The 14,748-nt window shown below is 48.7% G+C and carries 14 protein-coding genes; 8 read left to right on the forward strand and 6 right to left on the reverse strand.

The window, feature by feature from the left end; all coding sequences use genetic code 11:
- Window positions 1-2: 2 nt before the first annotated feature.
- From oppC to oppF, 3 genes are read left to right on the forward strand one after another with little or no spacing between them, the layout of a single operon-like run.
- A complete protein-coding gene (gene oppC, locus B0187_RS04440) occupies window positions 3-911 on the forward strand; it encodes an oligopeptide ABC transporter permease OppC (protein ID WP_078236660.1) in 909 nt (302 codons plus the stop codon).
- Between the two features lie 53 nt (window positions 912-964).
- The gene (locus B0187_RS04445) at window positions 965-1,942 is read left to right on the forward strand and encodes an ABC transporter ATP-binding protein (protein WP_078236661.1); all 978 of its coding nucleotides are present in this window, start codon (window positions 965-967) and stop codon (window positions 1,940-1,942) included.
- Window positions 1,939-2,922 carry a murein tripeptide/oligopeptide ABC transporter ATP binding protein OppF gene (gene oppF, locus B0187_RS04450; RefSeq protein ID WP_078236662.1) on the forward strand — a complete coding sequence of 328 codons (984 nt, stop codon included), beginning with the start codon at window positions 1,939-1,941 and terminating at the stop codon, window positions 2,920-2,922. The genes B0187_RS04445 and oppF overlap by 4 nt, the downstream gene beginning before the upstream one ends.
- Before the next feature lie 74 nt (window positions 2,923-2,996).
- Here oppF and B0187_RS04455 read toward each other — a convergent pair whose 3' ends face one another.
- Window positions 2,997-3,326 (reverse strand): YbaB/EbfC family nucleoid-associated protein, encoded by a 330-nt coding sequence (locus B0187_RS04455; protein ID WP_078236663.1) that lies wholly within the window; start codon window positions 3,324-3,326, stop codon window positions 2,997-2,999.
- A gap of 116 nt (window positions 3,327-3,442) precedes the next feature.
- On the reverse strand, window positions 3,443-4,594 hold the full coding sequence (locus B0187_RS04460) for a cytochrome-c peroxidase (protein WP_078236664.1): 1,152 nt from the start codon (window positions 4,592-4,594) through the stop codon (window positions 3,443-3,445).
- 209 nt (window positions 4,595-4,803) lie between these two features.
- Here B0187_RS04460 and metG point away from each other — a divergent pair, with 209 nt between their 5' ends.
- The 5 genes from metG (at window position 4,804) to B0187_RS04485 (ending at window position 10,775) form a co-directional block, all read left to right on the forward strand.
- Window positions 4,804-6,852: a methionine--tRNA ligase gene (metG, locus tag B0187_RS04465; RefSeq protein WP_425432437.1), complete on the forward strand. Its 2,049-nt coding sequence runs from the start codon at window positions 4,804-4,806 to the stop codon at window positions 6,850-6,852.
- A gap of 131 nt (window positions 6,853-6,983) precedes the next feature.
- Window positions 6,984-7,400 (forward strand): nucleoside-diphosphate kinase, encoded by a 417-nt coding sequence (gene ndk, locus B0187_RS04470; protein WP_078236666.1) that lies wholly within the window; start codon window positions 6,984-6,986, stop codon window positions 7,398-7,400.
- 66 nt (window positions 7,401-7,466) lie between these two features.
- Window positions 7,467-9,671 carry a GTP diphosphokinase gene (gene relA, locus B0187_RS04475; RefSeq protein ID WP_078236667.1) on the forward strand — a complete coding sequence of 735 codons (2,205 nt, stop codon included), beginning with the start codon at window positions 7,467-7,469 and terminating at the stop codon, window positions 9,669-9,671.
- 231 nt (window positions 9,672-9,902) lie between these two features.
- Entirely contained in the window at window positions 9,903-10,442 is a 540-nt protein-coding gene (locus B0187_RS04480) for a GNAT family N-acetyltransferase (protein WP_078236668.1), read from the forward strand.
- An 87-nt stretch (window positions 10,443-10,529) separates the two neighbouring features.
- On the forward strand, window positions 10,530-10,775 hold the full coding sequence (locus B0187_RS04485) for a DinI-like family protein (RefSeq protein ID WP_078236669.1): 246 nt from the start codon (window positions 10,530-10,532) through the stop codon (window positions 10,773-10,775).
- 73 nt (window positions 10,776-10,848) lie between these two features.
- On the opposite strand, the gene queA is transcribed toward B0187_RS04485, so the two are convergent.
- From queA to B0187_RS04505, 4 genes are read right to left on the reverse strand one after another with little or no spacing between them, the layout of a single operon-like run.
- Entirely contained in the window at window positions 10,849-11,934 is a 1,086-nt protein-coding gene (gene queA, locus B0187_RS04490; protein ID WP_078236670.1) for a tRNA preQ1(34) S-adenosylmethionine ribosyltransferase-isomerase QueA, read from the reverse strand.
- Window positions 11,935-11,950: 16 nt separating this feature from the next.
- Complete coding sequence (locus B0187_RS04495) at window positions 11,951-12,871, reverse strand: gluconeogenesis factor YvcK family protein (RefSeq protein WP_078236671.1); 921 nt, start codon at window positions 12,869-12,871, stop codon at window positions 11,951-11,953.
- A gap of 32 nt (window positions 12,872-12,903) precedes the next feature.
- On the reverse strand, window positions 12,904-13,977 hold the full coding sequence (locus tag B0187_RS04500; RefSeq protein WP_078236672.1) for an AI-2E family transporter: 1,074 nt from the start codon (window positions 13,975-13,977) through the stop codon (window positions 12,904-12,906).
- An 11-nt stretch (window positions 13,978-13,988) separates the two neighbouring features.
- Complete coding sequence (locus tag B0187_RS04505; RefSeq protein ID WP_078236673.1) at window positions 13,989-14,744, reverse strand: class I SAM-dependent methyltransferase; 756 nt, start codon at window positions 14,742-14,744, stop codon at window positions 13,989-13,991.
- Between the last annotated feature and the right edge of the window lie 4 nt (window positions 14,745-14,748).

Here is a 14,748-nt window from a genome sequence, read left to right on the forward strand (position 1 = left end):
AAATGCTGAATCAAAAAAATCAACAATTTGCCGAAAAAATGGCAGATGAAAATCTCGCCCTGCAAGGGCGTAGCCTCTGGCAGGACGCTCGCCGCCGTTTCTGGCAGAACAAAGCGGCGGTGGCAAGTTTAATCACGCTCGGCTTGATTATCCTGTTTATCACTTTTGTGCCGATGCTAATGCCGTTTAGCTATGAAGATACCGACTGGAATATGATGAGTATGCCACCCGATTTTGAATCAATGCACTATTTCGGCACCGATTCTTCGGGGCGAGATCTGATGGTGCGTGTCGCTATCGGCGGACGGGTTTCCCTGCTGGTCGGCATCGCAGGGGCATTGATTGCAGTGATTATTGGCACAATTTACGGGGCGGTGGCTGGCTATCTCGGCGGTAAAGTCGATAGCGTAATGATGCGGATTATCGAAATTCTCGCTTCGTTTCCCTTTATGTTCTTCGTGATTTTGCTCGTTACCTTTTTCGGGCAGAACATTTTGCTGATTTTCGTGGCAATTGGAATGATTGCGTGGCTCAGCTTGGCACGGATTGTGCGAGGGCAAACCCTCAGCCTCAAAAACAAAGAGTTTATTGAGGCGGCGATTGTATGCGGCGTGCCACGCCACCAAATTATCCTACGCCACATTATCCCAAACGTAATGGGGATTGTGGTGGTTTACGCCTCGCTTGAAGTGCCGTCTTTGATTTTGTTTGAATCTTTCCTCAGCTTTTTAGGCTTAGGCACACAAGAGCCGATGAGCAGTTGGGGGGCGTTGTTAAGCGATGGGGCGACTCAAATGGAAGTCTCGCCGTGGTTGCTGTTCTTCCCCGCGTTTTTCCTCTGCCTAACCCTCTTTTGCTTTAACTTTATCGGCGATGGTTTGCGTGATGCGTTAGATCCAAAAGATCGTTAAAAACGATACAAACAAGCGGTCAGATTTCAAAAAATTTTAAAAGGGAAAGAGTGATGAGTGAAACAACCTTACTTGACGTGCAACATTTACGCGTCAATTTTAAAACCCCAGACGGTATCGTTACCGCCGTTAATGATCTTAATTTTAGCTTGAATGCGGGCGAAACCTTGGGGATTGTGGGCGAATCGGGATCGGGCAAGTCGCAAACGGCGTTTGCGTTAATGGGCTTGCTCGCCCCGAACGGCGAATTATCAGGCTCGGCAAAATTTAACGGCAAAGAGCTAGTCAATTTGCCGATCCGTGAATTGAATAAAATCCGTGCCAATGAAATTGCAATGATTTTCCAAGATCCGATGACTTCGCTCAACCCTTATATGAAAGTGGGCGAGCAGTTAATGGAAGTGCTGATGTTGCATAAAGGCTACGACAAACAGACCGCTTTCAATGAATCGGTTAAAATGTTGGACGCGGCCAAAATGCCCGAAGCGACCAAGCGAATGGGAATGTATCCCCACGAATTTTCGGGCGGTATGCGGCAACGTGTGATGATTGCAATGGCGTTGTTGTGTCGTCCGAAATTGCTGATTGCGGACGAGCCAACCACCGCCCTTGACGTAACGGTGCAAGCCCAAATTATGACCCTGCTTAACGAGTTGAAACGGGAATTTAACACGGCGATTATTATGATCACCCACGATCTCGGCGTGGTGGCTGGCATTTGCGACAAGGTGTTGGTAATGTACGCAGGGCGAACAATGGAATACGGCACGGCGGATCAGATTTTCTACCAGCCAACCCACCCTTATTCGATTGGCTTAATGGACGCAATCCCTCGCCTTGACAGCGAAGCGGACGAGTTGGTTACGATTGCGGGCAATCCGCCGAATTTACTGCAACTGCCGTCTGGTTGCCCGTTCTCGCCTCGTTGCCAATATGCGAGCGAGCAATGCCAAACCGCCCCAAGTCTCACCAAATTGGCGGATAATCGCCTACGCAACTGCTGGATTCCTGCTGAGAGGTTCGCCCTATGAGTGAAAAAAAATTACTGCTCGAAGTGAGCAATCTGCACGTCAATTTCAAAATCAAAGACAAAAAAGCCCTGTTTTTCGCCAAACCGCAAAGCCTAAAAGCGGTGAATGATGTTTCGTTCAAGCTCTACGAGGGCGAAACGCTGGGCGTGGTGGGCGAATCGGGCTGTGGAAAATCGACCCTCGCCCGTGCGATTATCGGCTTAGTCAAATCGTCAAGCGGTCAGATTGTGTGGCTGGGTAAGGATTTGAGCCGTCAATCCAATGCGGAATGGAAAGCGACTCGCAAAGAGATTCAAATGATCTTCCAAGATCCGCTTGCCTCGCTCAACCCACGAATGACGATCGGCGAAATTATCGCCGAGCCGTTACGCATTTACCAACCGCAGCTTTCCGATCATAAAGTGAAAGAAAAAGTGCAAGCGATGATGATGAAAGTGGGCTTGTTGCCGAACTTGATTAACCGCTATCCCCACGAATTTTCGGGCGGACAATGCCAGCGGATCGGGATTGCGAGGGCGTTGATTGTTGAGCCGAAGATGATTATCTGCGATGAACCCGTGTCGGCGTTGGACGTGTCGATCCAAGCCCAAGTGGTCAATTTGCTCAAATCCCTGCAAAAAGAGATGGGCTTGTCGCTGATTTTTATCGCCCACGATTTAGCGGTGGTAAAACATATTTCTGACCGCGTACTCGTGATGTATCTCGGCAATGCAGTGGAACTCGGCTCGGACGAGCAAGTTTACAACCACACCAAACACCCTTACACCAAAGCGTTGATGTCCGCCGTGCCAATCCCTGACCCGAATCTGGAACGCAACAAAACCATTCAACTGTTAGAAGGCGACCTCCCCTCGCCCATCAACCCACCCTCAGGCTGCGTATTCCGCACCCGTTGCCCCCTCGCCGATTCGCAATGTGCTGAACAAAAACCACCGCTAGTGGGGGATAGTGAGCATTTGGTGGCTTGTGTTAAGGTTTAGGATTAAGCTGAAAAAATCTTAGAGACTAATAAAAGCCCCTATTAGTTGGGGCTTTAAGTGGGATAAAATTGAAATTAGAATGGGAATTTCATTCCAGCAGGAAGATTTAAGCCTGCGGTTACGCTTGCCATTTTCTCTTTTTGCATTTCTTCGGCACGGCGGACGGCATCGTTAAATGCGGCGGCGATTAAGTCTTCCAACATCTCTTTATCATCTTCCATTAGAGACGGATCGATTTCAATACGGCGGCAGTTGTGAGCCCCGTTAATCGTGATTTTGACTAAACCTGCACCTGATTCGCCTGTAACTTCAAGCTGTGCGATCTCTTCTTGCATTTTTTGCATACGTTCTTGCATTTGTTGGGCTTGTTTCATTAAACCGCCCAAACCGCCTTTTCCGAACATTTGGATTTCCTCTTATAAATAAAAAACGGTTCATTTTACTGAACCGTTAAGGGTTAGGCAAGCGGTAGGATTTATTAGAACCCTACACCTTAACATTCACAGAAATTGCAGAACTTTTATTTCTGTAACAACGGCAAATACCTTTCATCTGTCAAGGTTTTTAAAAACGCCTCTAAATCATCAATTTCTTGATCGGTGAGGGGTTTAGCTTTGAGTTTGGGGTGGGCTATGGTGGGGGAAAATTCCGCCTGATCCCACCGCTTGTTGGTTTCAGGGTTGAGGGTACGTTTTGGGTTGTTGTAGCTGTCCAAAAATAGCAATACCGTTCGCAATTCTTTGAATACGCCGTTGTGGAAATAAGGGGCGGTTACGGCAACGTTGCGTAAGGTTGGGGTGCGGAATTTGCCCTTTTGCTGTTTATCGCTCTTGACCGCAGGGTTTTGGAATAAGCCGTAATCGACAAAATCGTCCGCCAATTTATTATGTGCGATCAACTTGCGGTTGCTTGGCACGCCGAGATTGTAGTAGCGGTAATCGCTGAACGTTTCTTCGCGGGAATTTTCCCCTTGCGACTGGTGGCACTGGCTACAATTTGTGCGATTTTTATCAAAAAACAAGGCTCGTCCTCGTTCTTCTGCCTCTGTCAAGCGGTAGTTTCCTTGCAAAAATTTGTCGTAGTTGGAATCGAACGGGGCGAGCAATTTTTTCTCTCGCTGAAACACGGCAAGGGCGTCTTCCATTGCCGCATAGACGCTATCGACACTCTGCCACACCTGCTCGCCGTAAAATTGGCTGAAAAGCTGGCGGTACATCGGGTTGAAATAAAGGCGTTCGGCGAGGGTTCGCTTGTCGGGTAAGCCCATTTCATTTGGGTCAAGGGGTGGCATTCCTGCTTGCTCGGCGAGATTATTGGCTCGCCCGTCCCAAAATTGACCGCCCACATATTCCTGCGTTTTAGGATCGAAATGAAAATCGGGAATATATTTGGCGTAAAGCATTGTCGGGGCGTTGCGGTTGCCGAATTTATTCGGATCATCGCCCTGCGACACCATTTTTTCCGCACTATTTTCCCGTAAATCGACAAACGCTGTGTCGGGGCTGTGGCAACTGGCACAATTCTGATTGCCGTGCATTGAGAGGGTTTTGTCGAAAAATAAAATCTGCCCCATTAACGGCTTATCAATCCCATTTTTCGGCATTGTGCGGGCGGGATCGAGGGCAAATGTTGTAGCGGATAAAAACAGCGTAGCGATGAAAATGGGTTTCATAATGTTCAATGACAAGAAAAAGTGGGCCATTTTAGCAATTTAGAGAAGTGAAAATTGTGGCTTAGATCAAATTTTTTACTATTAGAAAAAATAGCATAGTTGCAATGATATAAATCCTCATTTCACAAAAACCCCCTTTTCCGTTACAATTCGGGGCAATTTTTGCTTAGTTTAGAGAGAGAAAGTCAATGTCAAATCAGAATCGAAAAATGTTGGTAACTTGTGCCTTGCCTTATGCGAATGGGGCGATCCATTTGGGGCATATGCTTGAACATATTCAAGCGGATATTTGGGTGCGTTTCCAGCGGATGCGTGGGCATAAGGTGCATTTTGTGTGTGCGGACGATGCCCACGGCACGCCGATTATGCTCAACGCCGATAAGCTCGGCATTACGCCTGAGCAGTTAATTGAAAAAGCCAAGGCGGATCACACCGCTGATTTTGCGGGCTTTAACATCAGTTTCGATAATTATCATTCCACCCATAGCGAGGAAAACCGTCAGCTCACGGCGGAAATGTATCAAAAACTCAAAGCGAACGGCTTTATCAAGAGCAAAGTGATTTCGCAGCTTTACGACCCTGAAAAGGGAATGTTCCTGCCCGACCGTTTTGTGAAAGGCTCTTGCCCGAAATGTAAAGCGGAAGATCAGTATGGCGATAACTGCGAGGTGTGTGCATCCACTTACAGCCCGATGGATTTGATCAATCCTCGCTCGGCGGTGTCGGGGGCAACGCCGATTGTGAAAGAATCGGAACATTTCTTCTTTGATTTGCCAAGTTTTGAAGCGATGTTGCAAGAATGGACCCGTTCTGGCTCGTTGCAACCAGAAATCGCCAACAAAATGCAAGAGTGGTTTGAGAGCGGTTTGCAACAGTGGGATATTAGCCGCGACGCCCCTTATTTTGGCTTTGAAATTCCCGATGCGGAAAATAAATTCTTCTATGTGTGGCTCGATGCCCCAATCGGCTATATGGCTTCTTTCAAAAACTTGTGCGACCGCACGGGCTTGAATTTTGATGAATTTTGGCAAAAAGATTCCGCCGCCGAACTCTACCATTTTATCGGCAAGGATATTGTTTACTTCCATAGTCTATTCTGGCCAGCGATGCTAGACGGCTGCGGACTTCGCAAACCGACCAACGTGTTCGCCCACGGCTATGTAACGGTGGACGGCGTGAAAATGTCGAAATCGCGTGGCACATTCATTCAAGCCAGCACCTATCTCAAACACCTCGATCCAGAATGTTTGCGTTACTACTACGCAGCAAAATTAAACGACCGCATTGAAGATTTGGATTTGAGCCTGAGCGATTTTGTGCAACGAGTGAACAGCGATATTGTGAACAAATTCGTCAATCTCGCCTCTCGCAATGCAGGTTTTATCCAAAAACGTTTTGAGGGCAAACTCGCCGAAAAATTGGAAGATCAAGCCCTGTTTGACGAATTTGTTGCACAATCAGAACAGATCGCCACTTATTACGAAAACCGTGAATTTAACAAAGCGATCCGTGAAATTATGCAACTCGCCGACAAAGCGAACAAATACATTGACGACAAAGCCCCGTGGGTGATCGCCAAAGAGGAAGGCAAAGAGGCGGAATTACAAGCGGTCTGTTCAATGGGAATTGAGCTGTTCCGTGTGTTGATGAGCTACCTCAAACCTGTGTTACCAAAACTCGCCGAACGAGCCGAAGCCTTTTTACAGACCGAATTGCGGTGGGATAACATCGCTACCCCACTACTCGGGCATACCATTGCCCCATTCAAGGCGTTATTTGCTCGCTTAGAGGAAAAACAGATCACCGCCGTGATTGAGGAAACCAAAGCCTTATTCGCCCAAAGTCAAGCTGCTGAACCCAAAGCAAAAAATAGCGAAAATCCGACCGCTTGCAAGGCGGAAAATGAGCGTAAAATCGAGCCAATCGCCCCTGAAATCACGATTGACGATTTCGCCAAATTAGATTTGCGTGTAGCCAAAGTGATCAGCTGCGAAGCCGTGCCGAAATCAGACAAAATGCTCAAATTCCAGCTCGATCTAGGCGATCATCAACGTCAAGTGTTCTCGGGCATCAAAGCCGCCTACCCAAACCCAGAGGAACTGGTCGGGCGTTTTGTGGTGGTGATCGCCAACCTCGCCCCGCGTAAAATGTCGTTCGGGCTATCGGAAGGAATGATCCTCTCGGCAGGCTCTGGCGGTGCGGATCTGTTCCTACTCAACGCCGATGAGGGCGTGCAGGCAGGAATGCAGGTCAAATAATTTCAAAGTGAGGCAAATGCCTCACTTTTTTTTCGCCTAAATGCTGAAATAAAGTGTTGCCTTGCTTATAACAAGCGGTCAGTTATGCTAGAATTTGCCGAATTTTTTGAACAAATCATCTAAGAGGAAAAATGCTTCAACAAACCCTCGCCATTATCAAACCCGATGCCACCAAACGCCAGTTAATCGGCAAAATTTTAGCCGAAATTGAGGCGGCAGGTTTAACGATCAAAGCCTTGAAAAAACTGCATTTAAGCCGCGAACAAGCGGAAGGATTTTACGCGGAACATCAAGGCAAGCCATTTTTCGAGTCCTTAGTCGATTTTATGATTTCCGCCCCGATTGTGGTTGCTGTGTTAGAGGGCGAAAATGCCGTAACCAATTACCGCGAGCTAATGGGGGCAACAGATCCTACCGTTCGCAAGGCTGGCACATTACGGGATCAATTTGCGTTAAGCTACCGAGAAAATTCGGTACACGGCTCGGATTCCCCGCAATCCGCCGAGCGAGAAATCGCCTACTTTTTTGTGCCGAGCGAGATTGTTTAACCGCCCAATTTTGCTTACAATTTCGCCCTGCAAGCGGTCTGATTTTCCATATTTTTAGGAGGTTTTATGGTAGCCATTCGCCATTCGCACGAACTCGATCCAAGTAATTTTGAATTAGCCAGTTGGAGTACGAGTTTGCAGATGTCGCCAAAAACCTTTGAGCAGTTGCAAGTTGCGTGGCGTTATGCCCACGAAAAGCTCGACACCGACAGCTACCACCTAATGTGGGACGGCATCGAAATGGTCGAGATTCTGCATAGTCTCAATATGGACGATGATTCCCTCGTGGCAGCGTTGCTGTTTCCCCTCGTCAAACATCAGATCATCGACCTCGCCCAAGTCAAAGAAGATTTCAGCAATCAAGTCAAAAACCTCGTCAAAGGCGTGTTGGAAATGGACAACATCCGCCAACTGAGTGCCAATAACGCTTCCGATCTGCAAATCGACAATATCCGCCGAATGTTGCTGGCGATGGTGGACGATTTCCGTTGCGTGGTGATCAAACTCGCCGAGCGGATCACCTACCTGCGAGAAAAAGATCGCCACAGCGAAGAAGATTTGGTGCTTGCCGCCAAAGAGTGTTCGCAAATTTACGCCCCACTCGCCAATCGTTTGGGCATCGGGCAACTGAAATGGGAACTGGAAGATTACTGCTTCCGAGCCTTGCACCCGCAAACCTACCGCCAAATCGCCAAATATGATCTCGGCGAACGCCGTTTAGATCGGGAAAAATACATCGCCGATTTTGTGGCGGATCTGACCGCTTGTTTGAGTGAAGAAATTGAAGATGTTGAGGTTTACGGTCGCCCAAAACATATTTACAGCATTTGGAAAAAAATGCAGAAGAAAAATCTGCGTTTTGAGCAACTGTTCGATATTCGAGCGGTGCGGATCATCGTGCCAAATTTGGCGGATTGCTACACCGCCCTTGGCATTGTGCATACCCACTACAAACATCTGCCCGAACATTTTGACGACTACATCGCCAACCCGAAACCGAACGGCTATCAATCGATCCACACGGTGGTACTAGGCAAACAGGATAAAGCAATTGAGGTGCAAATTCGCACCCGCCAAATGCACAACGATGCGGAACTCGGCGTTGCCGCCCACTGGAAATACAAAGAGGGGGCAGGAGCTGGGCGTTCGGGCTATGAAGAAAAAATCGTCTGGTTACGCAAACTTTTGGCGTGGCAAAACGACCTTGCCGATTCTGGCGAGGTGGTGGCAGAAATGCGTTCGCAGGTGTTTGACGACCGTGTTTACGTCTTTACCCCGAAAGGGGAAGTGGTGGATCTCGCCAAAAACGCTACCCCTCTGGATTTTGCCTATGCGATCCATAGCGAAATCGGGCATCGTTGCATTGGGGCAAAAGTGGCGGGCAAAATCGTGCCGTTTACCTATCAGCTACAAATGGGCGATCAGGTGGAAATCATCACCCAAAAAACGCCCAACCCAAGCCGAGATTGGCTCAATCCAAATCAGGGGTTCGTAAACACCCCGAAAGCCCGTGCCAAAATTGTGGCGTGGTTCAAAAAGCTCGACCGTGAGAAAAATATCCCGCTCGGCAAAGAGGCGTTAGAGGCGGAAATCAACCGCTTGGGGCTAACCCTCAAACAGATCGAGCAATATGCCTTGCCTCGCTACAATCTCAAACAGTTTGATGATCTCTACGCGGCAATCGGCAGCGGCGATATTCGCCTGCACCAACTCAGCCATTTCTTGCAAAGCAAACTGATTAAACCGACCGCCGAGCAAGAAGATGAGGCGGTACTCAAACAGATCGCCAACAAAAATAACCAACCGCCAAAAAGCAGTAAAAATGGGCATATCGTGATTGAGGGGGTGGGGAATTTAATGCACTCTATCGCCCGTTGCTGCCAGCCGATCCCTGGCGATGAAATCGTGGGCTACATTACGCAAGGACGTGGCATTTCCATTCACAAAGCCGATTGCGAGCAACTGTTTGAATTGCAAAGTATCAACCCTGAACGGGTGGTGCTGGCTCAATGGGGCAACCGCTATGCAAGCGGATTCAGCCTCGCTATTCGTGTAATCGCCAACGACCGCAACGGCTTACTGCGAGATGTGAGCGGCATAATGGCGAACGAAAAAGTGAACGTCCTCGCCGTTTCCAGCCGCACCGACACCAAACGCGGACTCGCCACCATTGAAATGGAAATCGAGCTAAACAACGTAGAAATGCTCAACAAACTACTGGCGCGCTTGGCTCAATTAGATGATGTGATCGAAGCGAAACGGGCGGGTTAGTTTCCCGAAATTTTGGGAAATCTTACCGCTTGTTTAGGGACACGAACATCGTGTCCCTAAACCAAATGAAACGCTTGTACGCTTTTTTCCTAACCGCTTGTCTTGGCTTGGGACGCGAGCATCGCGTCCCTACCGTAGGGACGCCACGCTGGCGTCCTTTTATATTGCCCCCTTGCATTGTGGAAAATAATCCTCTACTCTCTGTTCAAATTCTAAGCTGAGGAAACCATTATGCAAACCCTACCCCACACCTTAACCATTTCCCCTGAAATCACCCTCGAAAAAGTCGCCATTCAGCACGCCCCTGCCCTCTTTACTCAAATCGACCGCCACCGAGATTATCTCAACCACTATGTGCAATGGTCTCGCTTTACCCAAAGCCCAAAAGACACGGAAGATTTTTTGCAACGCTGCGAACAAGGCATCGCCGAGGGCAAAGCCTTCGTCTGGACGATTTTCTACCAACAACAAGCGGTCGGCACGATTTCCTTCAACGCCCCAATTGATTGGCAAAACCGCACCGCCTGCTTCGGCTACTGGCTATCACCCGAAGCCCAAGGCAAAGGCATCGTCAGCCAAGCGATTGCCATCTTGATTCAAGCGACCAAATTGCACTTTGACCACTACCTACTCAAATGTGCGGTGCATAATCTCAAAAGCAACCAAGTCGCCCAACGATGCGGTTTCCAGTTTGAGCAATGTTTACCCCAAGCGGAACAAATCGGCGAGCAATGGTTTGATCAGAATGTTTACCGCCTCAGCACAAAATAACTAGATAAAAATACACTATTTTTATTGACAGTTTCTTTGCTTTATTGGATACTGTTTTTAATTCCAGTATCCAATGAGGTAAACATTATGCAACAAAGTATCGATCTCGCTTTACTCAAACCACAAAGCATCAAAGAACCACAATTTCTCAAAGCAATCGCGATTGTCGAAGAAAAGCTGAAACAAGAATATCCTAATGCGATTGTCCGAGTCAGACAATCCCCCTCAATGAGCGGATTATCTGTCTTCGGTTTCGGAAAAAATGGGCGGAAAGAAATCGAGTTCTTCTTAGAAAATCTGTTTAACGATAGTTATTTATTTGATGAATACTAGGCAGTCCCTTCACCAAATGGTATAAACAAGTGGTAGGATTTTGTAAAATTCCACAAAATCCCACCGCTTGCAATTACGGCAGATCTTTCAACGCTTGCGAGTTTTTGGTGATAAACATCGCATCGCCGTAGCTGAAAAAGCGGTATTTTTGCTCGACGGCGTGAGCGTAGGCTTGCATACAGTGGCGGTAGCCTGCGAAGGCGGACACGAGCATAATCAGGGTGGATTCGGGCAGGTGGAAGTTGGTAACGAGGGCGTCCACGATGCGGAAGGTTTTGCCAGGGTAGAGGAAAATGGCGGTGTCTGAGCAGAATGGGGCGATGAGTTTGCCTGATTTTTCGGCGGCTTGGGCGGCACTTTCAATCGAACGCACCGAGGTTGTGCCAACGCAGATCACGCGTTTGCCGTTGGCTTTGGTGGCGAGGATTTTGTCCACCACTTCTTGACTGACTTCCGCATATTCGGCGTGCATTTTGTGATCTTCAATGGTTTCGACCCTTACAGGTTGGAAAGTCCCTGCCCCAACATGTAGGGTTACAAAAGCGGTTTGCACGCCTTTATCCGCCAATTTTTGTAGCATATCCTTGTCAAAATGAAGCCCTGCGGTCGGGGCGGCAACTGCCCCTAACACCTTGCTATACACGGTTTGATAGCGTTCTTGGTCGGCATCTTCATCGGGGCGGTCGATGTAAGGTGGTAACGGCATATGCCCTGCCTGTTGCAACAGTTCAAATAGCGATTTGTCGGCTTCAAAATGCAGTTCAAATAAGGCTTCGTGGCGAGCTACCATTATTGCTTTCAAGCCGTTGCCCTCGCCGAGTTTGTCCTCGCCCAAAATCAATTCTGCCCCCTCTTTTGGGGCTTTTGAGGCTCGAACGTGAGCCAAACAGCGTTTTTCGTCTAGCACCCGTTCCACCAGCACTTCGAGCTTGCCGCCACTGGCTTTGCGACCGTAAAGGCGAGCAGGAATTACGCGGGTGTTGTTGAAAATCAGCAAATCGCCCTCGTTGATGTGCGAGAGCAAGTCGGGAAACTGTTGATCGGCAAATTCGCCCGTTTCGCCGTTGAGGTAAAGCAATCGGCTGGCGGTGCGTTGGGCGGTCGGGTAACGAGCGATCAATTCATCGGGTAAATCAAAATGAAAATCGGAAACTAACAAAATTTTTCCTTAAAAATCAGAGAGTTAAAATATGGTCAATCGCTTGACTGAGTTTCAAGCGGTCGTGGCGATAATAAACATCGTCCGCCGAGAGAGCTTGGCGAACGACCTTGATGTGAGGGGGAAGATCGGCGGTTTCGGCTGGGGTGGTAATTATGCCATTCAAGCGGTGCGATCCGATAAATTTTTCGATCCAAGCCACCCGATCCGCCAGCGAAAGCGAACCAGCCACGCCGTGTTCCTTGCCGATATTATCGATAAAAATCACCTTGGCACGGCTTTCGGTAATCGCTGAACTCAGTTGCGAGAGCAACAAATTCGGCATAATGCTAGTGAAGAAGCTGCCAGGCCCGAGCAAAATCAAATCGGCGTGGCGTAGTGCGTCCACCGCTTCGGGCGTGGCGGAAACTTGGGGGATCAACAGCAGATCGGTCGGCAATTTATCGAGGGCATCGACCGACACCTCGCCCACCACCATTTTGTCGGACGGCAACACCGCCGCCAAATGGACGGGGGATTCCGACATCGGAATCAAGCTGGCGCGAACGTGCAACAGTTCTCGCACAAGGTTGATCCCTTCAAGCGGTCGGATTTGCATATTTTCTAACGCTTTCAAAATCAAATTGCCGAGATTGTGTCCGCTCAACTCGCCCGAGCCGCCAAAACGATATTCAAACAGGGCGGACGCCACGGTCGGTTTAGTGATGATTTGGTTGAGGCAATTTCGCAGATCGCCCCACGCAATGCCACCGTGCTGCGAGCGGATTCGCCCCGTTGAACCGCCGTTGTCGGTGGTAGCGACAATCCCCGTTAAACGCTCTTTCAAAAAGGCGAGGGACGAGAGCAACCGCCCCAGACCGTGCCCACCACCGAGGGCAACAACTTGATTGAGCTGCTGTAAATTTGGGTGGCGAGGGGTTGGGATCGACTTATTCATCTGGTAAAAATTTGGGAAAATCTGACCGCTTGTTATGCCGTAGTTGAACTATTGGCTGAACCATTTGGCAGAGCGTTAATCACCGCTTTGACGAGGGTGGCGAGGGGGATCGCAAAAAACACGCCCCAGAAGCCCCATAATCCGCCAAAAATAATCACGGCGACAATAATCGTAAGTGGGTGCAAGTTCACCGCTTCGGAAAACAGAAACGGCACGACAAGGTTGCCGTCTAGCAGTTGTGAGATCACAAACGCCAGTAGCAGATAGTAAAAATCAGGGGATAAACCGAATTGGAACAGGGCAATCAACGCCACAGGGATCGTTACCAACACCGCCCCGATATAAGGCACAAGCACCGACAAGCCCACCGCCACCGACAACAGCAACGGATAACGCAAGCCGAAGAAGATAAAAATAATGTAAGTAACCACGCCCACGATCAAAATTTCGAGGAATTTTCCGCGAATGTAGTTGGCGATCTGTTGCTGCATTTCCGACCATACTTTGGTGGCTAAACGGCGATTTTCGGGCAGAAAACGGCTCAACGAATTGATAAACAGGGTTTTATCTTTGAGCAAGAAAAACACCATTAACGGCACGAGGAAGGCATAAATCCCCAAGCCCACAAGGCTGATGATCGAGTTAATCGAAATCGCCAACAGTGACTCGCCGTAGCCCAAAATTTTACTGCGGACGGTGGTCATCATACTGTCGAGCATTGCGTAATCGACCAGCTCGGGGTAATGCTCGGGCAGGGCTTGTAGCCACGCATTAAGCAGGTTGAACATTGAGGGCAGATCACGAATAAAAGTGAGGGTTTGATTCCACAAATTCGGCAACAGCACCACAAACAAAAAGGCAAGCACCGAAATAAAACCGCCCAGCACTAGCACGAGGCTCAATGTACGAGGCAGTTTCAGATGTTGAGTGAGCAAGCGGATCGGCACTTCCAGCAGGTAAGCGAACACAATCGCCACCAGCAACGGCATTAGCAGATCGCTGAAAAAATAGATGATCCCAAAGCCGATCAACAAAATCCCCAACAATGCCACTGTTTGGGGATCGTTAAATTTCTGTCTGTACCAGTTTTGGATCATCTCTAACATTGCGTCCTCGCTTATTTTTGACTGCACACCGCAATAAAGCCCATTTTGTCTTCCGCCCCGTTGAAGGTTTGGAACATTTTTTTCGCCGTTTGGCGATTTTCTGCTTTGAGGGCGTTGCTAACGATTTTCATCGTGCCGAGAACGCCTTCATCGTAGAGCAAGCCTTTCGGCGAAAGTAAGGTCATCTCGCCCGAATAGGTATCCACATTGCGGAAGCCGCAACGTTGGAACGTCTCTTTCCAATCCGCTTTTGAGAGGGGGCTGACGGTTAAATGGATCGCTTCACGCAATTCATCAATCACGCGTTGGGCGTCTTCGGTGTTGAGCATTACATCGTGGGTGAGCAAAAAGCCGTTCGGTTTCAGCACGCGAAAATACTCACGGATCGCTTTCTCTTTCGCCTCTTGCGGCAACATTGTGAGCATTGCTTCGTTGATCACAATGTCAAAACTGTTGTCCTCAAACGGCAATTTGGTGGCGTTGGCTCGTTGCACCTGCACCAATTCGCTCACGCCGTTTTCGGCGATATTTTTGCGGGCTTTTTCGAGGGCGTCTTCATCAAGATCAATCCCCACCACCTGACAGCCATATTGCTTGGCGATTTGAATGGAGGTCGTCCCCATATTGCAGGCAACTTCCAGCACCTTTTTGCTTTTATGAAAATCGCCATTGGCAAGCAGCCAATCAGTCGCTAATTTACCGCCTGGGCGTAAGCGTGTTTTGCCTAGACGCGCCAAGAAATTGTGTCCAACTTCTTCTTTTTTCATAAAA

The sequence above is a fragment of the Haemophilus paracuniculus genome, assembly GCF_002015115.1.
In the GTDB taxonomy this organism is placed as follows: domain Bacteria; phylum Pseudomonadota; class Gammaproteobacteria; order Enterobacterales; family Pasteurellaceae; genus Haemophilus_E; species Haemophilus_E paracuniculus.